General features: G+C 62.6%; 18 protein-coding genes. 3 read left to right on the top strand and 15 right to left on the bottom strand.

The window, feature by feature from the left end; translation table 11 throughout:
• Positions 1-38: 38 nt before the first annotated feature.
• From nuoL to CAG18_RS04850, 12 genes are all read right to left on the bottom strand, one after another.
• Positions 39-1,892: an NADH-quinone oxidoreductase subunit L gene (gene nuoL, locus CAG18_RS04795; protein ID WP_085720489.1), complete on the bottom strand. Its 1,854-nt coding sequence runs from the start codon at positions 1,890-1,892 to the stop codon at positions 39-41.
• On the bottom strand, positions 1,889-2,197 hold the full coding sequence (gene nuoK / locus CAG18_RS04800) for an NADH-quinone oxidoreductase subunit NuoK (protein ID WP_003251446.1): 309 nt from the start codon (positions 2,195-2,197) through the stop codon (positions 1,889-1,891). Before nuoK ends, nuoL begins: the two co-directional genes overlap by 4 nt.
• Before the next feature lie 3 nt (positions 2,198-2,200).
• On the bottom strand, positions 2,201-2,701 hold the full coding sequence (gene nuoJ, locus CAG18_RS04805; RefSeq protein ID WP_003261007.1) for an NADH-quinone oxidoreductase subunit J: 501 nt from the start codon (positions 2,699-2,701) through the stop codon (positions 2,201-2,203).
• Positions 2,702-2,711: 10 nt separating this feature from the next.
• On the bottom strand, positions 2,712-3,260 hold the full coding sequence (gene nuoI / locus CAG18_RS04810; protein ID WP_003251442.1) for an NADH-quinone oxidoreductase subunit NuoI: 549 nt from the start codon (positions 3,258-3,260) through the stop codon (positions 2,712-2,714).
• A gap of 11 nt (positions 3,261-3,271) precedes the next feature.
• Positions 3,272-4,279 carry an NADH-quinone oxidoreductase subunit NuoH gene (nuoH, locus tag CAG18_RS04815; protein ID WP_003251440.1) on the bottom strand — a complete coding sequence of 336 codons (1,008 nt, stop codon included), beginning with the start codon at positions 4,277-4,279 and terminating at the stop codon, positions 3,272-3,274.
• On the bottom strand, positions 4,276-6,990 hold the full coding sequence (gene nuoG, locus CAG18_RS04820; protein WP_015271054.1) for an NADH-quinone oxidoreductase subunit NuoG: 2,715 nt from the start codon (positions 6,988-6,990) through the stop codon (positions 4,276-4,278). The genes nuoH and nuoG overlap by 4 nt, the downstream gene beginning before the upstream one ends.
• Before the next feature lie 132 nt (positions 6,991-7,122).
• Complete coding sequence (gene nuoF, locus CAG18_RS04825; protein WP_015271053.1) at positions 7,123-8,502, bottom strand: NADH-quinone oxidoreductase subunit NuoF; 1,380 nt, start codon at positions 8,500-8,502, stop codon at positions 7,123-7,125.
• A complete protein-coding gene (nuoE, locus tag CAG18_RS04830; RefSeq protein ID WP_003251433.1) occupies positions 8,499-8,996 on the bottom strand; it encodes an NADH-quinone oxidoreductase subunit NuoE in 498 nt (165 codons plus the stop codon). The genes nuoF and nuoE overlap by 4 nt, the downstream gene beginning before the upstream one ends.
• Before the next feature lie 2 nt (positions 8,997-8,998).
• Positions 8,999-10,780 (bottom strand): NADH-quinone oxidoreductase subunit C/D, encoded by a 1,782-nt coding sequence (gene nuoC, locus CAG18_RS04835; protein WP_013973384.1) that lies wholly within the window; start codon positions 10,778-10,780, stop codon positions 8,999-9,001.
• A gap of 78 nt (positions 10,781-10,858) precedes the next feature.
• A complete protein-coding gene (locus tag CAG18_RS04840) occupies positions 10,859-11,536 on the bottom strand; it encodes an NADH-quinone oxidoreductase subunit B family protein (protein WP_003251429.1) in 678 nt (225 codons plus the stop codon).
• A 9-nt stretch (positions 11,537-11,545) separates the two neighbouring features.
• The gene (locus CAG18_RS04845; RefSeq protein ID WP_003251427.1) at positions 11,546-11,959 is read right to left on the bottom strand and encodes an NADH-quinone oxidoreductase subunit A; all 414 of its coding nucleotides are present in this window, start codon (positions 11,957-11,959) and stop codon (positions 11,546-11,548) included.
• Between the two features lie 383 nt (positions 11,960-12,342).
• Positions 12,343-13,005, bottom strand: coding sequence for a lysoplasmalogenase (locus CAG18_RS04850; RefSeq protein ID WP_085720490.1), 663 nt, complete (start codon positions 13,003-13,005; stop codon positions 12,343-12,345).
• 528 nt (positions 13,006-13,533) lie between these two features.
• Here CAG18_RS04850 and CAG18_RS04855 point away from each other — a divergent pair.
• Together CAG18_RS04855 and CAG18_RS04860 are read left to right on the top strand one after the other, a co-directional pair.
• Entirely contained in the window at positions 13,534-13,776 is a 243-nt protein-coding gene (locus tag CAG18_RS04855) for a hypothetical protein (protein ID WP_085720491.1), read from the top strand.
• Positions 13,777-13,932: 156 nt separating this feature from the next.
• Positions 13,933-14,196 carry a DUF3077 domain-containing protein gene (locus CAG18_RS04860; RefSeq protein ID WP_023660664.1) on the top strand — a complete coding sequence of 88 codons (264 nt, stop codon included), beginning with the start codon at positions 13,933-13,935 and terminating at the stop codon, positions 14,194-14,196.
• 229 nt (positions 14,197-14,425) lie between these two features.
• Here the strand turns inward: CAG18_RS04860 and aceA are convergent, their stop codons facing one another.
• Both aceA and CAG18_RS04870 read right to left on the bottom strand, forming a co-directional pair.
• The gene (aceA, locus tag CAG18_RS04865) at positions 14,426-15,751 is read right to left on the bottom strand and encodes an isocitrate lyase (protein ID WP_013973380.1); all 1,326 of its coding nucleotides are present in this window, start codon (positions 15,749-15,751) and stop codon (positions 14,426-14,428) included.
• Between the two features lie 489 nt (positions 15,752-16,240).
• A complete protein-coding gene (locus CAG18_RS04870; protein ID WP_013973379.1) occupies positions 16,241-17,005 on the bottom strand; it encodes a secretin N-terminal domain-containing protein in 765 nt (254 codons plus the stop codon).
• 134 nt (positions 17,006-17,139) lie between these two features.
• Here CAG18_RS04870 and CAG18_RS04875 point away from each other — a divergent pair, with 134 nt between their 5' ends.
• Complete coding sequence (locus tag CAG18_RS04875; RefSeq protein ID WP_085720492.1) at positions 17,140-18,582, top strand: SulP family inorganic anion transporter; 1,443 nt, start codon at positions 17,140-17,142, stop codon at positions 18,580-18,582.
• 314 nt (positions 18,583-18,896) lie between these two features.
• Here the strand turns inward: CAG18_RS04875 and fusA are convergent, their stop codons facing one another.
• A complete protein-coding gene (fusA, locus tag CAG18_RS04880) occupies positions 18,897-21,008 on the bottom strand; it encodes an elongation factor G (protein ID WP_085720493.1) in 2,112 nt (703 codons plus the stop codon).
• Positions 21,009-21,078: the final 70 nt, after the last annotated feature.

Below are 21,078 nucleotides of genomic sequence, written 5' to 3' on the forward strand. Positions count from 1 at the left end.
TTCCTTTTGCAGGGTCGCAAGGTTCGCAAGGTTCATGGTCATACCGCGGCCACTACCACAGCGCCGAGTACCAGCACTGCGCCAACGGCGATCGAAGCGGTGTACCAGCGCAGCTGGCCGGTCTCGGTCTTGCTCATGGCGACGTGGCCGCCGCGAGCCAGGCGAGGAATCAGGCCGATGCTGCGGTCAACCGGATCCTTGCGCAGGATGTGGCTGATCAGCAGGTAAGGTTTGACGAACAGCTTGTCGTAGATCCAGTCGAAGCCCCAGGCGGCGAACCACCAGGCCGACAGGACACGACCGATACCGCTGTTGGCGACGGCGCTGACGAAGCGGCGCTTGCCCAGGAACAGCAGGGCCGACAGCAGGATACCGGCGATGGCGATGACGCCCGAAGTGATCTCCAGCGCGTGCTTGGCTTCGCCACCGGCGTGGCCGGCGCTTTCAGGCAGCACACCTGCCAGCGGCGGGGTGATCCAGGCGCCGACGAAGGTCGACAGCACGATCAGCACGCCCAGCGGCAGCCAGTGGCTGATGCCGTGGCCAGCGTGGGCTTCGGTCTTGGCTTCGCCGTGGAAGGCGATGAAGATCAGGCGGAAGGTGTACAGCGAGGTCATGAACGCACCGACCAGGCCGGCGTACAGCAGGCCGGTGTTGCCGCTGGCGAAGGCTTCCCAGAGGATCTCGTCCTTGGAGTAGAAGCCCACGGTCACGATCGGCAGGGCAGCCAGGGCAGCGCCACCGACCACGAAGCTGGCGTAGGCCAGCGGCAGTTTCTTCCACAGGCCGCCCATCTTGAAGATGTCCTGCTCGTGGTGGCAGGCAACGATCACCGCACCGGAGGCAAGGAACAGCAGGGCCTTGAAGAAGGCGTGGGTCATCAGGTGGAAGATCGCCGCGTCCCAGGCGCCAACGCCCAGGGCCAGGAACATGTAGCCGATCTGGCTCATGGTCGAGTAGGCGAGGATACGCTTGATGTCGGTCTGCACCAGCGCGGCGAAGCCGGCCAGTACCAAGGTCACGCCACCGACCACCCCTACCAGGTGCAGGATGTCCGGCGCCAGCAGGAACAGGCCGTTGGTACGGGCGATCAGGTACACGCCCGCGGTCACCATGGTTGCCGCGTGGATCAGCGCGGAGACCGGAGTAGGGCCGGCCATCGCGTCGGCCAGCCAGGTCTGCAGTGGCAGCTGGGCCGATTTACCGACCGCACCACCCAGCAGCATCAGGGTTGCCAGCACCATCCAGGTGTCGCCAGCCTGGAACTTCTGCGGTGCCAGCACCAGCAGTTCCTGCACGTTCAGGGTACCCAGCTGGACGAACAGGATGAACAGGCCGATGGCCATGAACACATCGCCGATACGGGTGACGATGAATGCCTTGAGTGCCGCGTTACCGTTGTTGCGGTTGCTGTAGTAGAAACCGATCAACAGGTACGAGCACAGGCCCACGCCTTCCCAGCCGAAGTAGATGAACAGCAGGTTGTCGCCCAGCACCAGGAACAGCATGCTGGCGATGAACAGGTTGGTGTACGCGAAGAAGCGCGAGTAACCGGCTTCGCCACGCATGTACCAGGAAGCGAACAGGTGGATCAGGAAGCCGACACCGGTGACAACGCCGAGCATGGTGACCGACAGGCCGTCCAGGTACAGGGTGAAGTTCGGCGCGAAGCCGTCCACCGACATCCACTGCCACAGCAGCTGGCTGTACGCGCCGCCTTCAGGCGGGGCGACATTGAATTGCCAGATGACGTAGGCGGCGGTGGCGGCCGAAAGGCCTACCGAGCCGACGCCGATCAGGGCGGACAGGTTCTCCGAGAACCGCCCGCGCGAGAACGACAGCAGCAGGAAGCCGACGAGGGGGAAGACGAAAGTCAGGAAGAGAAGGTTCATCCGCGCATCTCACTGGCAGCATCGATGTCGAGAGTGTGGAAGCGGCGATACAGCTGCAGCAGGATGGCCAGGCCAATACTGGCCTCGGCGGCTGCCAGGCTGATCACCAGAATGAACATCACCTGGCCGTCGGGCTGGACCCAACGGGCACCGGCGACGACGAACGCCAGGGCAGAGGCGTTCATCATGACTTCCAGGCTCATGAGCACGAAGAGGATGTTGCGGCGGACCATCAGGCCAACCAGACCTAAGCAGAACAGGATGCCGGCGACCGCCAGACCATGCTCGAGAGGGATAGCACCCATGATTTACTCCTTCGCCTCGTTGCGGCCCAGGTGGAAGGCGGTGACGGCCGCGGCCAGCAGCAGCATCGAAGCCAGTTCGACCACCAGCAGGTAAGGGCCGAACAGGCTGATGCCGACTTCTTTCGGGCCCACGGTGGTACCGCTGATGCCGGCGCCGCTCGGGGTGACGAACAGCACGTACAGCAGCTCCAGCAGCAGCAGGGCGGCGAGGATCACCGGCCCGGCCCAGATACCGGGCTTGAGCCAGCCCCGTTCCTGGGCGACCGAAGCCGGCCCGAGGTTGAGCATCATCACCACGAACACGAACAGCACCATGATGGCGCCGGCGTAGGCGATCACTTCCAGGGCGCCGGCGAACGGCGCACCCAGGGCGAAGAAGATCATGGCCACGGAAATCAGCGAAATGATCAGGTAAAGCAAGGCGTGCACGGGGTTGGTGCCGGTCACCACCCGAAGGGTGGAGACCACGGCGATCCCGGATGCGAAGTAGAAAGCGAATTCCATCTTTCTGTCCTTATGGGAGCAAGCTCTTCACGTTGATCGGCTCGGCTTCGTTCTGTGCAGAGCCCTTCGGCTTGCCAGCGATTGCCATGCCGGCAACACGGTAGAAGTTGTAGTCAGGGTTCTTGCCGGGGCCGGAGATCAGCAGATCTTCTTTCTCGTACACCAGGTCCTGACGCTTGAACTCGGCCATTTCGAAATCCGGAGTCAGCTGGATCGCGGTGGTCGGGCACGCTTCTTCACACAGACCGCAGAAGATGCAGCGCGAGAAGTTGATGCGGAAAAACTCCGGGTACCAGCGGCCGTCCTCGGTCTCGGCCTTCTGCAGCGAGATGCAGCCGACCGGGCAGGCCACCGCGCAGAGGTTGCACGCTACGCAGCGCTCCTCGCCATCGGGGTCGCGGGTGAGGACGATGCGGCCGCGGTAGCGCGGCGGCAGGTACACGGGTTCTTCGGGGTACTGCAGGGTGTCGCGCTTGCGGAACCCGTGGGAGAACACCATTGCCAGGCTGCGCAGCTGGGTGCCGGTGCCCTTAACGATGTCGCCGATATACTTGAACATGGGTCAAATCCTCACTGGGCCGCGACGGCTGGCGTGTTGTAGAGCACGATCGCAGCGGTCACCAGCAAATTGATCAGGGTCAGCGGCAGGCAGAACTTCCAGCTGAAGTCCATCACCTGGTCATAGCGTGGGCGCGGGATCGATGCGCGCAGCAGGATGAACAGCATGATGAAGAACGCGGTCTTCAGCGCGAACCACAGGAACGACAGTTGCGGCAGGATGCCGAACGGGCCGTGCCAGCCGCCGAAGAACAGGGTTACCAGCAGCGCCGAGATGAGGATGATGCCGATGTACTCACCGACGAAGAACATGCCCCATTTCATGCCGGCATACTCGATGTGGTAGCCGTCGGCCAGTTCCTGTTCCGCTTCGGGTTGGTCGAACGGGTGACGGTGAGTCACGGCGACGCCAGCGATGAAGAAGGTACAGAAGCCGAAGAACTGCGGAATGATGAACCACAGGTTCTGGGCCTGGTATTCAACGATGTCGCGCATGTTGAACGAACCCACCTGCACCACCACGCCCATCAGCGCCAGGCCCAGGAACACTTCGTACGACACGGTCTGTGCCGAGGCACGCAAGCTGCCCAGCAGGGCGTACTTGTTGTTCGACGACCAGCCGGCGAACAGCACCGCGTAGACCGACAGGCCGGCCATGGCGAAGAAGAACAGCAGGCCGATGTTCAGGTCGGCGACGCCCCAGGTCGGGGTGATCGGGATGACCACGAAGGCGATCAGCAGGGCGCTCATGGCCACTACCGGTGCCAGGGTGAAGATCACGCGGTCGACGAAGGGCGGGTTCCAGTCTTCCTTGAAGAACATCTTCAGCATGTCGGCAGCGATCTGGAACATGCCGAACGGGCCGACGCGGTTCGGACCGTAACGGTCCTGCCACCAGCCCAGCAGGCGGCGCTCGACGAAGCTGAGCAGCGCGCCGCAGACCACCACCGCCAGCAGGACCACGATGGCCCGCAGCACGGTCAGGATCACATCGATCACTTCGGGGGTGAACCAGCTCATTGTGCTGCCTCCTGCAGACCTTCGACGGATGCACCGAAGATGGCAGGCGGAATGCCGGCCAGGCCTTTCGGCAACGCGACCAGGCCAGCGCCCAGCTCTTCATTGATACGCAGCGGCAGGCGCAGGGCCACACCGGCAACGTTCAGGCTCAGCAGGGCACCGTCGTTGACGCCCAGGCGGTCGGCTTCGGACTTGGCCAGGGCCACGTAGGCTGCCGGGATGCGCTCTTGTACCGGTGCGGCGCGCGAGGAGCTTTCTTCGCTGCCGAACAGGTGGAAGAACGGCACGGCAGTCCAGGTACCACGGGCCGGGTTGAAGGCGCCCGGAATGGTATTGAACCAGTGCAGGCGGTCGCCTTGCGGTTCGATCAGGCGTACGCCCGGGTCACCGGCACGCAGGTGGCCACCGACCTCGTCCTGGAACTTGTTCCAGGCTTGCGGCGAGTTCCAGCCCGGCGACCAGGCGAACGGCACTTGCTGACGCGGTTCGGCCGAACCCGAGTAGCCTTCCATGGAGAAGGCGAACGCGGTGTCCTTGTCTTGCGGAGTACGCGGCTCGTGCACGCTGATGTTGGCGCGCATGGCGGTACGGCCGGAGTAACGCAGCGGCTCACGGGCCAGTTTCATGCCCTTGATGCGGAACGCGGCGCTTGGCGCGGCGTTGACGATACCGGCCAGTTGCGGGGCGGCTTCGGCGCAGGCGCTGGTGACGTGATCCAGCTGGGTCCAGTCGACCGGCTTGTTCAGCAGGGTGGCACGCAGGGCGTGCATCCAGCGCCAGCCTTCGTGGATCTGGATGCTGCTGTCCAGGTATTGCGGGTCGAAGACCTGGAAGAAGCGCTGGGCGCGGCCTTCCTGGCTGACCAGGGTACCGTCGCCTTCGGCGAACGAGGCGGCCGGCAGCACCAGGTGGGCGCGGTCGACAGTCGGGGTTTTCGAGTGGTCGGCAACGATCACTACCTTGGCCGCGGCCAGGGCTGCATCGACCTTGGCGGCCGGTACGCGGGCGTACAGGTCGTTTTCCAGCACGACGATGGCGTCGGCCTTGCCGCTGATGACCGCGTCCAGCGCGGCATCGACCGACTCGCCACCGAGCATGGCCAGGCCGAGACTGTTGGCTTCAGGCACCACCAGGCTCAGCGAGCCGTTCTTCTCGCGCAGCTTCAGCGCCTTGGCGATGTTGGCGGCGGCTTCGATCAGCGCGGGGTCGGCCAGTGAGGTACCGGCTACGACCAGTGGGCGCTTGGCCGCGACCAGGGCGTCGGCGATGCGCTGGGCCAGGGCTTTCGCTTCGGCGTCCAGGCCTTCGACGGCAGGGGCGCTCGGGTCGATGGCGTGGGCCACGGCGAAACCGATGCGGGCCAGGTCGGCCGGGGCGGCGTGCACGCATTCTTCGGCGACGTCGTCCAGCTTGGTTTCAGCCAGCGAAGCGATGAACAGCGGGTACAGCGCGTGCTGGCCGATATTCTTCACGGCGGCGTCGAGCCACGGCTGCACCTTCATCGCTTCGGCCATGGCCTCGGCCTTGCCCTTGGTGGCCTGGCGCACGGCCAGGGCGACGCGGGCAGCGGTCTGGGTCAGGTCTTCACCGAGCACGAACACGGCGTCGTGGTCTTCGATGTCGCGCAGGGTCGGGACCGGCAGCGGGCTGTTGTTCAGCACGTTCAGGGCCAGGCGTACGCGGGCCAGTTCGCCGGCTTCCATACCCGAGTAGAAGTACTCGGCACCGACCAGCTCACGCAGGCCGTAGTTGCTTTCCAGGCTGGCGCGTGGCGAGCCGATACCGACGATGGTACGGCCGCGCAGCAGGTCGGCGGCCTTGTCCAGGGCGGCGTCCAGGCCCAGCTTGGTGCCGTCGGCCAGGTGTGGCTGGCGTGGGCGATCCTTGCGGTTGACGTAGCCATAGCCGAAGCGGCCACGGTCGCACAGGAAGTACTGGTTTACCGAGCCGTTGAAGCGGTTTTCCACCCGACGCAGTTCGCCGTAGCGCTCGCCCGGGCTGATGTTGCAGCCGCTGGAGCAGCCGTGGCAGATGCTCGGGGCAAACTGCATGTCCCACTTGCGGTTGTAGCGCTCGGAGTGGGTCTTGTCGGTGAACACGCCGGTCGGGCAGACCTCGGTCAGGTTGCCGGAGAATTCGCTTTCCAGCACGCCGTCTTCGACGCGGCCGAAGTACACGTTGTCGTGGGCGCCGTAAACGCCCAGGTCGGTACCACCGGCATAGTCCTTGTAGTAGCGCACGCAGCGGTAGCAGGCGATGCAGCGGTTCATCTCATGGGCGATGAACGGGCCGAGGTCCTGGTTCTGGTGGGTACGCTTGGTGAAACGGTAGCGGCGCTCGTTGTGGCCGGTCATTACCGTCATGTCCTGCAGGTGGCAGTGACCGCCTTCCTCGCACACCGGGCAGTCGTGCGGGTGGTTGGTCATCAGCCATTCGACGACGCTGGCGCGGAACGCCTTGGACTCTTCATCGTCGATGGAGATCCAGGTGCCGTCGGAGGCAGGGGTCATGCAGGACATGACGATACGACCGCGGGTGTCGTTCTCGTCGGTGTACTGCTTGACCGCGCACTGCCGGCAGGCGCCAACGCTACCAAGCGCCGGGTGCCAGCAGAAATAAGGGATGTCGAGGCCGAGCGACAGACAGGCCTGTAACAGGTTGTCTGCACCGTTGACTTCGAGCGCTTTGCCGTCTACGTGGATAGTGGCCATTGTTCAAAGTTCTTCGTTGGCCCGCGTGAGCGGGCGTGGCTAATGGAAATCGGTGAGCTTGCGACACGCCACGATTTCTCGGGCCTGCCGGCAAGCTGGCGAGTGGCACGGACCACCCGCCTAATCATCTTGTTATGCGCCGACCACGATCGGCCCGGCCTGGATTGGCTTGGCCAGGTCGGGGCGCAGGGCATCGCCAGCCGCAGCTGGAGCGACACCGGCCTCGAACTCGGACCGGAAGTATTTGATGGCACTGCCCAGCGGCTCGACGGCACCTGGTGCGTGAGCACAGAAGGTACGGCCAGGGCCGAGGAAGTTGACCAGGCCCAGCAGCGTCTCGATGTCTTCGGCGCGGCCCTGGCCTTTCTCCAGTGCGCGCAGCATCTTCACGCTCCATGGCAGGCCGTCACGGCATGGGGTGCACCAGCCGCACGACTCGCGGGCGAAGAACTCTTCCATGTTGCGCAGCAGCGAAACCATGTTGATGCTGTCGTCCACTGCCATGGCCAGACCGGTACCCATACGGGTGCCGACCTTGGCGATGCCGCCGGCGTACATCTGCGCGTCGAGGTGCTCGGGCAGCAGGAAGCCGGTACCGGCGCCGCCTGGCTGCCAGCACTTGAGCTTGAAGCCGTCGCGCATGCCGCCGGCATAGTCTTCGAACAGTTCGCGGGCGGTGACGCCGAACGGCAGTTCCCACAGGCCCGGGTTCTTCACCTTGCCGGAGAAGCCCATCAGCTTGGTGCCGTGGTCTTCGCTGCCTTCGCGGGCCAGCGACTTGTACCAGTCGTTGCCGTTGGCGACGATGGCCGGGACGTTGCACAGGGTTTCGACGTTGTTCACGCAAGTCGGCTTGCCCCACACGCCAACGGCGGCAGGGAAGGGCGGCTTGGAGCGCGGGTTGGCGCGGCGGCCTTCCAGCGAGTTGATCAGTGCGGTTTCTTCACCACAGATGTAGCGGCCGGCACCGGTGTGCACGAACAGCTCGAAATCGAAACCGCTGCCGAGGATGTTCTTGCCCAGCAGGCCGGCGGCCTTGGCTTCCTCGATGGCGCGGTTGAGGTTTTTCGCTGCGGTGGTGTATTCGCCACGCAGGAAGATGTAGCCACGGTAGGCCTTCAGGGCGCGGGCGCTGATCAGCATGCCCTCGACCAGCAGATGGGGCTGTTGCTCCATCAGCATGCGGTCCTTCCAGGTGTTCGGCTCCATTTCGTCCGCGTTGCACAGCAGGTAGCGGATGTTCATGGATTCGTCTTTGGGCATCAGGCCCCACTTCACGCCAGTGGGGAAGCCCGCACCACCGCGGCCCTTGAGGCCGGAGTCCTTGACGCTTTGCACGATGTCGTCGGCCGACATCTGCGCCAGCGCCTTGCGGGCGGCAGCGTAGCCGTTCTTCGATTCGTACTCGGCAAGCCAGACCGGCTCGCCGTCGTCACGCAGGCGCCAGGTCAGCGGGTGGGTTTCGGCCGTGCGCGCGATGCGGTTGGCCGGGCCGAAGGAAGTAATGGTCATACGTAACCCTCCAGCAGTTTGGAAACGCCAGCCGGCTGCACGTCACCGAAGGTGTCGTCGTCGATCATCAGCGCCGGGGCCTTGTCGCAGTTGCCCAGGCAGCATACCGGCAGCAGGGTGAAGCGCCCGTCGGCGGTGGTCTGGCCCAGGCCGATGCCCAGTTCGCTTTGAATCTGGCTGACCACGGATTCATGACCGCCGATGTAGCAGACCATGCTGTCGCACACACGGATGATGTGGCGGCCGACCGGCTGACGGAAGATCTGGCTGTAGAAGGTGGCGACACCTTCGACGTCGCTGGCCGGGATGCCCAGTACTTCGCCGATGGCGTGGATGGCGCCGTCCGGCACCCAGCCACGTTCCTTCTGGACGATCTTCAGGGCTTCGATGGACGCCGCGCGCGGGTCCTCGTAGTGATGCATTTCGTGCTCGATGGCCGAGCGCTCGGTTTCGCTCAGGGCGAAACGGTCTGTCTGGATAAGCGTGCTGTTCATGCTTAGCGGTCCACGTCAGCCATAACGAAGTCGATACTGCCCAGGTACGCAATGAGGTCGGCGACCATGCTGCCTTTGATCACCGAAGGGATCTGCTGCAGGTGCGGGTAGCTCGGGGTACGGATCCGGGTGCGGTAGCTCATGGTGCCGCCATCGCTCGTCAGGTAGTAACTGTTGATGCCCTTGGTCGCCTCGATCATCTGGAACGACTCGTTGGCCGGCATGACCGGGCCCCACGAGACTTGCAGGAAGTGCGTGATCAGGGTTTCGATGTGCTGCAGGGTGCGCTCTTTCGGTGGCGGCGTGGTCAGCGGGTGATCCGCCTTGTACGGGCCTTCCGGCATGTTGCGCAGGCACTGGTCGATGATGCGGATACTCTGGCGCATCTCCTCGACACGGACCATGCAGCGATCGTAGGCATCGCCGTTGTGGGCCAGCGGTACTTCGAACTCGAAGTTCTCGTAGCCGGAGTAGGGGCGGGCTTTACGCAGGTCGAAGTCGCAACCGGTGGCACGCAGGCCGGCACCGGTGGTACCCCAGGCCAGGGCTTCCTTGGTGTTGTACGCGGCAACGCCGATGGTACGGCCCTTGAGGATGCTGTTCTGCAGGGCAGCCTTTTCGTACTCGTCGAGGCGCTTGGGCAGCCATTCGACGAAGTCCTTGACCAGTTTGTCCCAGCCGCGCGGCAGGTCGTGGGCGACGCCACCGATGCGGTACCAGGCCGGGTGCAGGCGGAAACCGGTGATCGCTTCGATCACGGTGTACGCGCGCTGGCGGTCGGTGAAGGTGAAGAACACCGGGGTCATGGCGCCGACGTCCTGGATGTAGGTACCCAGGAACAGCAGGTGGCTGGTGATACGGAAGAACTCGGCCAGCATCACGCGGATGGTGTCGACCTTCTGTGGCACCTTGATGCCGGCCAGCTTCTCGACCGCGAGCACGTACGGCAGGTTGTTCATTACCCCGCCGAGGTAGTCGATACGGTCGGTGTAGGGGATGAAGCTGTGCCAGGACTGGCGCTCGGCCATTTTCTCGGCGCCACGGTGGTGGTAGCCGATGTCCGGTACGCAGTCGACGATCTCTTCACCGTCCAGCTGCAGGACGATACGGAACGCACCGTGCGCGGAAGGGTGGTTGGGGCCGAGGTTGAGGAACATGTAGTCCTCGTTGGCGCCCTGGCGCTTCATGCCCCAGGCTTCCGGGTTGAAGCGTGCCGATTCCTCTTCAAGCTGCTGCTTGGCCAGGGTCAGGCTGTAGGGGTCGAACTCGGTGGCGCGGGCCGGGTAGTCCTTGCGCAGCGGGTGGCCTTCCCAGGTGGGCGGCATCATGATGCGGCTGAGGTGCGGGTGGCCGGCAAAGTCGATGCCGAACATGTCCCAGACTTCGCGCTCGTACCAGTTGGCGTTCGGCCAGATACCGGTCACGGTCGGCAGGTTCAGGTCGCCTTCGCTGAGCGACACCTTGATCATCACATCGCTGTTACGCTCGATCGACAGCAGGTGGTAGAACACGCTGAAGTCGGCAGCTGGCAGGCCGCGGCGCTGGGTGCGCAGGCGCTCGTCGACGCCGTGCAGGTCGTACAGCATGCTGTACGGTTTGGCCACGCCGCGCAGGAAGCTGAGCACTTCCTTGAGCTGCTCGCGCTTGACCCACAGCACGGGCATGCCGGTGCGGGTTTCCTGGGCGACGAATGCTTCGGCGCCAAAACGGTTGTGCAGTTCGACGACCACATCCTGGTCGTCAGCCTTGTAGGGCGGAATGAAAATAGCGTTGTCCGCTGTCATGGTCTCGGTCGCTTTGGGTCAACGTTAAGAATGAAGCCAGGCCGCCGGCTCCAGGGGAGCGGGCGGCAGGTCGCTGGATCAGACTTCGTCGGGGCTGCGCAGGTTGGTTACTGCAATGCGCTGCTCACGACGCAGGTCTTTCTGGGCTGGCATCTCGGCACGGTAAATACCTTGATCACCAACAACCCAGGAAAGCGGGCGTCGTTCTTGGCCGATCGACTCCTGCAGCAGCATCAAGCCTTGCAGGAAAGCCTCAGGGCGTGGCGGGCAGCCGGGCACATAGACGTCCACGGGGAGGAACTTGTCGACCCCCTGAACGACCGAGTAGATGTCGTACATGCCGCCGGAGTTGGCGCACGAACCCATGGAAATTACCCATTTCGGCTCGAGCATCTGCTCGTACAGGCGCTGGATGATCGGCGCCATTTTGACGAAGCAGGTACCGGCGATGACCATGAAGTCGGCCTGACGCGGCGATGCCCGGATGACTTCGGCGCCGAAGCGGGCGATGTCGTGGGGTGCCGTGAAGGCCGTGGTCATTTCCACGTAGCAGCAGGACAGGCCGAAGTTGTACGGCCAGAGGGAGTTCTTGCGACCCCAGTTGACCGCGCCACGCAGCACATCTTCAAGCTTGCCCATGAAGATGTTCTTGTGGACCTGGTCCTCCAGCAGTTGATCGGTGACGGTTTCCCGTTCACCGACCGGGTACTGCTCGTTGGGCGCATCCGGATCGATTCTGGTGAGATTGTATTGCATGCCAAAGCCTCATTGTTTCAGCTTCGCTTGCCGCTTGCGGCGACCTTCGGGAGCCCAATCAAGTGCCCCGACGCGCCATAGGTAGACAAGACCAGCCAACAGAATTGCTATGAAAACGAGTGCTTCGACGAATCCGGTCCAGCCGCTTTCGCGGACGGACACAGACCATGCAAAGAGAAAGAGGGCTTCGATATCGAAGATCACGAACAGCATCGCGACCAGATAGAATTTGGCGGACAGGCGCAGGCGGGCGCTGCCGACGGGCAGCATGCCGGATTCGAAGGGTTCGTTCTTGGCGCGGCCCCAGGCCTTGCTACCGAGCAGGCTGGAAAGGCCGAGCATGAAGGCGCACAGGCCGACGACACCCAGGAGGAAGATGGCAAAGCCCCAGTTGTGGGCGATGAGTCCTGCCGAATCGGACATGCTAGAGATCCTTATACAGAGACCCAGCTCTGCAGTCTGAAATAAGTGTAGAGCGGCGACCTGGTGTCGCACATGCAGTGACCAAATGTCGCAGCTGAATCAATCGCGCTGATTTTATGGGTAAACCCCGTGCAAGTAAAATTTCTGTAGCAAATTTATTCGTAGGATTAAGTACAAAAGCCGCTTGTAACTGGCTGAAAGCCTTGAGATTCGGGCATTGCGTGCGGTTTTGTTAATTATGTTTCCTGCGAATGGTAACGAATTGCAAGTTTCGAAATGATAATTAATATCATTTGATCTGATGTCTGATATTTCCGTTGTTCTGTGTCTTGTAAAGTTCATCTGGCGATTCCCCCTACTTGCAAATGCAAAAAACGCCTGTTCTAGCAGCTTCTGACGCCGCTTGCCCCGCCCTGGGTCAATACTTTACCGATTGAGCGATGACTGGCTGATGAAGCGATCGCCCATTGGCCGAGCCAGTAGGTGAGGATGATCAGGTACGGCGCGGCGGCGAACGGGCTGACGAAGCGGTCGATACCGATCAGGCTGTCGGAGAGCACGAACAGGCAGGCGCCGAGCGCGGCGAGCCCGCCACAGGCCAGGGCGCGCCAGAGCATGGCGCTGATGGTCAAGGCGTAGAGCACGACCGGGATCAGTAGTGGGCCGAGGCCGCGGCTGGCCAGCACGCCGAGCAGAGTGATGCCGGTGATGCCGCTCAGCAGCAGTGCGGGCAGGGCTGGGCGCAGGGTCTGGCTGCAATAGGCGCGCAGGTAGGCCAGGTGGGCGCAGAGGAAGGCAGCAAGGCCGAACACGAACAGGTCGGCGGGGATGGCCAGCAGGATGTCGCCGAGTACCGAGAGTGCCAGGCCTAGGGTGATCCACTGGCGATAAGGTGTGGCAGGGGTGCTGCGCAGCCAGGCGATCAGGGTCAGCACCGGGATCGGTTTGGCCAGGAGGGCGAGCAAGGTGTTGTCGCTGGCCAGTGCATATATATAGAAGGTGGCGGCGGCCAAGGCGAGAATCATCAGGTGGCTTGGGCGAGGCATGGGCGGTCCTTGCGGCTGGGCTGCCTCAAGCATAGACCTGATCGTGGGTTTTGCCGGTGATGCCTTTGGATTGTGTTGGGGCTGCCATGGGCTTGATGAAAGGAATGTGGCGCCTGTGAGACCGGGCGCCGCGCGGGCGGCGCTCGATCTATGCAACACCGCAAAAACCAAGGCAGGCACCTCGCCGCCCTGACGCAACCGGGCGCAGAACACCTGAGATGTCGGATTTAACCCCTTCCATGTAGGCCATTTCCCAAACATACTCTTGCCGCCTTTTTTCCGTTGCGGCTGCTGTGGCAGCGCTCTAGTCTCGGCGTGCCGTTGCACATCAACGACACGGCTTTGACAGGCCGGAATTGAAAGAAGGTGCACTCGCTTTGCCTCAATGGCGGCTGTGCGTGTGGGCACGCTCGCGTGCGCCGGTCTTTCTTTCTTTCTTTCCACCGGTCTGTCAACCCGCGCATAGCTGCCACCCAACCGTTTGACAGCGGGCGGATGGTAGCCAAACAGGAAAGAAAGGAGCGAGTCATGCTGAAAGTTGTCCCCGATCCACCCCACAACCCCCATTCCCTCGAAGACACCCTGATCCAGGCCACCGACTACGCACTGTGCGCGGCGACCGTGGTGCATCAGGCCTTGCTGGTGCAGCCCAAATCACCGGCGTCGATCCTGATGATGACCTCGATGCATGACCTTGAGGCGCTGCGGGCTTTGCTTGAGTCGGCATTGATCCAGGTGCAGATGCCCGCTGAGCTTCGGACTTTGCACTGAGGCTTGAGTGATGTGTTGTCTGGGCGGGCCTCTTCGCGGGTGAGCCCGCTCCCACAGGATCACCACAGTCTTCAAGGCTTGCACAGTCCCTGTGGGAGCGGGTTTACCCGCGAAAGGGCCCGTCCAGGCAGTCGAGAATTTTCAGGGGATACAAAAATGACCACAGAAGACACCCAATTCACTGTCGGCAAGACCACGTTCTACCAAGGCGAAAATGGCACCCACCCACTGTTCCGCATCGAGCCAGGCATTCCCTGTCGCGACGCCCGCGAGCAGTCTTCGGAATTGATGGGTTACGTGCGCGAACTGACCATCACCGGCCTGATGGATGAGAAGCCGATGATGATCTGGGCCGCCCACTATCTGAGCGCGATGGCCAAGGCGCTGATGGATGATGCGGAGCTGGGCATGAAGCACTGAGGTATTGCAGGGCTTCGCGATTGCTTTGTAGGAGCGGCCTTGTGTCGCGAAAGGGCCGCAGAGCGGCCCCAGGATTTAAGCATCGAGGCAAAAAATGCTGGGGCTGCTTTGCAGCCCTTTCGCGACACAAGGCCGCTCCTACAGGTTCCGTGTATTTCTGGGTACAGGCCCAAAAGAAAGGCCCGGGGCTTTAACAAGCCTCGGGCCTTTCTTCAACAGCAACCCACTATCAGTGGAACTGCTCTTCCTCGGTCGAACCGGTCAGTGCAGTCACCGACGATGCGCCACCCTGAATCACGGTGGTCATGTCGTCGAAGTAGCCAGTGCCCACTTCCTGCTGGTGCGCCACGAAGGTGTAGCCTTTGTTGGCGTCAGCGAATTCCTGCTCCTGCAGCTTCACGTAGGCGGTCATGTCGTTGCGGGCGTAGTCGTGCGCCAGATTGAACATGCCGTGCCACATGTTGTGGATGCCGGCCAGGGTGATGAACTGGTGCTTGTAGCCCATTGCCGACAGCTCGCGCTGGAACTTGGCGATGGTCGCGTCGTCCAGGTTCTTCTTCCAGTTGAAGGAAGGCGAGCAGTTGTACGACAGGATCTGGTCCGGATACTCCTTCTTGATCGCTTCGGCGAAGCGGCGGGCTTCGTCCAGGTCCGGCTTGGCGGTTTCGCACCAGATCAGGTCGGCGTACGGCGCGTAGGCCAGGCCGCGGGCGATGGCCTGGTCGAGGCCGGCGCGTACCTTGTAGAAGCCTTCACGGGTGCGCTCGCCAATCACGAACGGCTGGTCGTACGGGTCGCAGTCGCTGGTCAGCAGGTCGGCGGCGTTGGCGTCGGTACGGGCCAGGATGATGGTCGGCACGCCCGATACGTCAGCTGCCAGGCGCGCTGCCACCAGCTTTTGCACGGCTTCCTGGGTCGGTACCAGTACCTTGCCACCCATGTGGCCGCATTTTTTCACCGAGGCCAGCTGGTCTTCGAAGTGCACACCGGCGGCGCCTGCTTCGATCATGTTCTTCATCAGTTCGTAGGCGTTCAGCACGCCACCGAAACCGGCTTCGGCGTCGGCCACGATCGGTGCGAAGTAGTCGATGTAGCCATCGTCACCCGGGTTCTTGCCGGCTTTCCACTGGATCTGGTCGGCGCGGCGGAAGGCGTTGTTGATGCGCTTGACCACGGTCGGTACCGAGTCGACGGGGTACAGCGACTGGTCAGGGTACATGGACTCGGCCGAGTTGTTGTCGGCGGCAACCTGCCAGCCGGACAGGTAGATGGCCTGGATGCCGGCCTTGACCTGCTGCACTGCCTGGCCGCCGGTCAGGGCGCCCATGCAGTTGACGAAATCTTTTTCTGGGCGGAAGGACGGGTGGGCACCTTCGGTGACCAACTTCCACAGTTTTTCTGCACCCAGGCGGGCCAGGGTGTGCTCCGGCTGCAGGGAGCCACGCAGGCGAACGACATCAGCGGCGGTGTAGGTACGGGTCACGCCTTTCCAGCGCGGGTTCTCGGCCCAGTCTTTCTCGAGGGCTGCAATTTGCTGTTCGCGTGTCAGTGCCATGGAAATAAACCTCGTCGCATCGATCTTGGGGTAATTGTGCTGATGCTCGGAGCAGATCAGGAGCTGGCGGCTGTCCTGTTCGCAGGAGTGCGGCGGCGAACGCGAAGGCTCGAAGGGGAAGGGTGTGCAGGCCAGGCGAAAGGATGCTCCGGCAGGTTGGCTCGTGGTTGCCTTGCTGCGGTGCTACGCGATTGCCAGTACTGCGGTGATGCGCTTCCGTCCCTCGGGACAACTTCTTCGTTGCAGTCGCAATCCCGTCGAACCGCCTTGTGGGCCGTATAGACACGAGACGCCTCCAGGGGTGGGAAGAGCGCGCCTCGAAGGCCCTTGCCAGGGCCCCTGATTAGCGGGAGCGAGGCCATCATGCCCTTGGGAAAAAGACCCTGTCAAATGTTTTGTAGTGGTTTTTTTCACTTACTACATCTTTGGTCTAATGCGACTTGGCAGTCAGTTTCAAGGCCTTTGGTCGAGGCCTTGAATTGCCTGGGATCAGTCGAGAAGGTCGACTTTGACGCGCAAAGTCATGTTTTCACCCCGTTGGGTGCTGTAACTGTGGCTTGAGGCGCTACGGTCGGCTTGGCTCTGCTGGTTGTAGCCGGCCAGGGTGATCCATTCTCCGAGCTTGCCGGTGATTGTCGTGTCGGTGCTTTGTACTTTCACTACATCAGCACGTTCCTGGCTGATACGGTCATTATTGGTGCTTATTTGCAGACGAACCGTATCGCCACTCAAGCTGGGGGTGACGTAGAAACCTTGGGTCACGTTGCGGTATTCGGTGTTGCTCTGGATGCGCCCGTAGCCGTCGGTGCTGGTGCTGGTGATCGGGATGCTCTGGCCAATCTGGATCAGCGCCGGCTGGCCTTCGCTGGCCTGAATCTGCTGCATGCCGCCGTCACGGTTGCTGGTGCCATAGTGGATGACGCGCGCGTTGCCACGGTTGTCCTGGAAGTTGCTGTCGTTGTTGTCGACGCTGATCAGCAGGCGCTTGGGTGCGGTATCCAGTTGTTGCAGCAGGGTGCGCAGGTCGTCAATGCGTTCGGGGCTGGCGTTTACGATCAGCTTGTTCTCGAAGGCGCTGACCGTGCCGTCCTTGCCGATGAATGCCTGGGCGGCGGGCAGCAGTTCGGCGCTGCTGCGGTGTTGTAGCGGCAATACCTCGGTGGCGGCCTGGGCAGTGAGGCTGGCGGCCAGCAGCAAGGCGGCGAATAGGGGGCGTAGCGGCATGTCCATGATCTCCGCAGGTGGAATGTTCATGATGGCAAATTTGCCCGGCTTCTGCTGGTTTCACGTTACAGAACCCCTTGAGCGGTGGCCGCTGTCAGACAAATTCCGTAACATCGCGCCCCTTGTTTTTGTACCGTCCGCCCGGACCGCCTCACAGGATGCCCATGAAACCCGCCCGACTTCGCGCCGACGTGCTCGCCGGCCTGACCACCTCGTTCGCCTTGGTGCCCGAGTGCATCGCCTTTGCCCTGGTGGCTCACCTGAATCCGCTGATGGGCCTGTATGGCGCCTTCATCATCTGCACCCTGACGGCGCTTTTCGGTGGTCGACCGGGGATGATTTCCGGTGCCGCCGGCTCGATGGCGGTGGTGATCGTTGCCCTGGTGGTGCAGCACGGTGCGCAGTACCTGCTGGCCACGGTTTTGCTGGGCGGCGTGGTGATGATGCTGTTCGGCTTGCTGCGCCTGGGCAAGCTGGTGCGGTTGGTGCCGTACCCGGTGATGCTCGGTTTCGTCAACGGCCTGGCGATCGTTATCGCCTTGGCCCAACTGGAACACTTCAAGGAGGGCGGGCACTGGCTCAGCGGTACGCCGCTGTACCTGATGATTGGACTGGTGGCGCTGACCATGGCGGTGGTCTACGTGCTGCCGAAGTTGACCCGTACGGTGCCGCCAGCGCTGGTGGCGATCCTTGGCGTTGGTTTGCTGGTGTACCTGCTTGGCCTGCCCACACGCACCCTGGGCGATATGGCGCGCATCGCCGGTGGCCTGCCGCAGCTGGCCCTGCCGGACGTGCCGTGGAACCTCGAGACCCTCAAGATCATCGCCCCCTATGCGGTGCTGATGGCCATGGTCGGCCTGCTGGAGACCCTGCTTACGCTCAACCTGACCGATGAAATCACCGAGAGCCGTGGCTACCCGGACCGCGAGTGCGTGGCGCTGGGCGCGGCCAACATGGTTTCCGGCCTGTGCGGTGGCATGGGTGGTTGCGCGATGATCGGCCAGACCATGATCAACCTCAGCTCCAATGGCCGTGGTCGGCTATCGGGGGTGGTGGCCGGGGTTATGGTCTTGCTGTTCGTGTTGTTCCTGTCGCCGTTGATCGAGCGTATTCCGCTGGCGGCGCTGGTCGGGGTGATGTTCGTGGTGGCGCAGCAGACCTTTGCCTGGGCGTCTTTGCGGGTGCTGCACAAAGTGCCGCTGAGCGATGTGCTGGCGATCATTGCGGTGACCGTGGTCACGGTGTTCACCGACCTGGCCGTGGCGGTGCTGTTCGGCATCGTCATCGCGGCGGTGAACTTTGCCTGGCAGCATGCGCGGGAGCTGTATGCCGACAGCCATGAGGATGCAGAGGAGGGCAAGCATTACCAGGTGCATGGCACGCTGTTCTTTGCCTCGACTACGGTGTTCCTGAACCAGTTCGACCCGGCTAACGACCCGGACAAGGTGACCCTGGATTGCCAGCATTTGAGCTTTGTCGATTATTCGGCGATTGCGGCGTTGAAAACCTTGCGGGAGCGGTATGCGAGGGCGGGCAAGCAGTTGCGGGTGGTGCATTTGTCCGAGCGCTGCAAGAAGCTGCTGAAGCGGGCTGGGGAGCAGCACTGAGAAGGGTTGTTGCCTGTGCTGGCCTCTTCGCGGTTAAAGCCGCTCCTACAGGGGGTATGCATTCCCTGTGGGAGATTACCCAGCCCTTTTGGGCTGCGCTGTCGCGCAGAGAACAAATATCGCTCGTCTGACGCGTCCTTTGTAGGAGCAGCCTTGTGCTGCGAAGAGGCTGGTACAAGCAACAGACAGGCTTTATCAGTACCGGCCTCTTCGCAGCACAAGGCTGCTCCTACAGAACCTCGCCGAACCAATGAGTCATGTGTTGTTCTATGAGAGCGGCTATAGCCGCGAAGAGGGCAGCACAGGCGAACGAATCACTCCCCGCGGTTCTTCTTGACGATGGCATCGGCAATGCTCGCTGGTGCCTCGGCATAACGGGTGAACTCCATCGAGAAGCTGGCCCGGCCCTGGGTCATGGAGCGCATCGAGGTGGCATAGCCGAACATCTCGCCCAGCGGCACCTCGGCACGGATCACCTTGCCGGCCGGTGTTTCGTCACCGTCCTGGATCATCCCGCGGCGCCGGCTCAGGTCGCCGAGGATGTCACCCTGGTACTCCTCCGGGGTCACCACCTCCACCTTCATCACCGGCTCCAGCAACACCGCCCCACCTTTCTGCGACAGCTGCTTGGTGGCCATCGAGGCGGCAATCTTGTAGGCCATTTCGTTCGAGTCGACATCGTGGTACGAGCCGTCGTACACCGCCGCCTTCAGGTTGATCAGCGGGTAGCCGGCCAGCACGCCGTTCTTCATCTGCTCCTCGATGCCTTTCTGGATAGCCGGGATGTATTCGCGTGGTACCACGCCGCCAACGATCTCGTTGATGAACTCCAGGCCCTCCTTGCCCTCGTCACCGGGGGCGAAGCGGATCCAGCAGTGGCCGTATTGGCCCCGGCCGCCGGACTGGCGGACGAAGCGGCCCTCGATCTCGCAGGTGTTGCGGATTTTCTCTCGGTAGGCCACCTGTGGCTTGCCGATGTTGGCCTCGACGTTGAACTCGCGGCGCATGCGGTCGACGATGATGTCCAGGTGCAACTCGCCCATGCCCGAGATGATGGTCTGGCCGGTCTCCTCGTCGGTGCGCACGCGGAATGACGGGTCCTCCTGGGCGAGCTTGCCGAGGGCGATGCCCATTTTTTCCTGATCGGCCTTGGTCTTTGGTTCCACTGCCACGGAAATTACCGGGTCGGGGAAGTCCATGCGCTCGAGAATGATCGGCTTGTCCATGTCGCACAGGGTGTCGCCGGTGGTCACGTCCTTCATGCCGATGAGCGCGGCGATGTCGCCGGCGCACACATCCTTGATTTCAGCCCGCTGGTTGGCATGCATCTGCACCATGCGGCCGATGCGTTCCTTCTTGCCCTTTACCGAGTTGAGCACCGCGTTGCCGGAGCTGAGCACGCCGGAGTAGACCCGGGCGAAGGTCAGGGTGCCGACGAACGGGTCGGTGGCAATCTTGAATGCCAGGGCCGAGAACGGCTCGCTGTCGTCGGCGTGTCGCTCCAGGTGCTTTTCTTCGTCATCCGGGTCGGTGCCCTTGATGGCCGGGATCTCCGACGGGGCGGGCAGGTAGTCGATGACCGCGTCGAGCATCAGCGGCACGCCCTTGTTCTTGAACGACGAGCCTAGAATGGTCGGCACGATCTCGTTGTTCAAGGTGCGTTTGCGCAGGCCGGCCTTGATCTCTTCGATGCTTAACGCTTCGCCTTCGAGAAACTTGGTGAGCAGTTCGTCATCGGCCTCGGCCGCTGCCTCGACCATGTGCGCGCGCCATTCGTCGGCCAGCGCCTGCAGCTCGGCAGGGATGTCTTCTTCGCGGTAGCTGGTGCCCTGGTCGACATCGTTCCAGTAGATGGCCTTCATCTTCACCAGGTCGATCTGGCCGATGAAGTTCTCTTCGCTGCCGATGGCCAGCTGGATCGGCACCGGATGGTGGCCCAGGCGCTGATCGATCTGCTTGACCACGCGCAGGAAGTCGGCGCCCTGGCGGTCCATCTTGTTGATGTAGGCCAGGCGCGGCACGTGGTACTTGTTGGCCTGGCGCCATACGGTCTCGGACTGCGGTTCGACCCCGTCCGCGCCGCTGAACACCACTACCGCGCCATCGAGCACGCGCAGCGAGCGCTCCACCTCGATGGTGAAGTCGACGTGGCCCGGGGTGTCAATGATGTTGAAGCGATACTTGTGGGCGAACTGCTTGGTCGAGCCCTGCCAGAAGGCAGTGGTCGCCGCCGAGGTGATGGTGATACCGCGCTCCTGCTCCTGGGCCATCCAGTCCATGGTCGCGGCACCATCGTGCACTTCGCCCATCTTGTGGTTGACCCCGGTGTAGAACAGGATCCGCTCGGTGGTCGTGGTCTTGCCGGCGTCCACGTGGGCGACGATACCGATATTGCGATACAGCTCGATGGGCGTTGTACGGGCCATGGCGGACTACCTGCGGATGAGCGGATTCTCCCACGGTAGCAGAACGGGAGAATCCTGCTTTACCGCCGGG

Source organism: Pseudomonas sp. B22(2017) (assembly GCF_002113105.1).
GTDB lineage: Bacteria > Pseudomonadota > Gammaproteobacteria > Pseudomonadales > Pseudomonadaceae > Aquipseudomonas > Aquipseudomonas asiatica.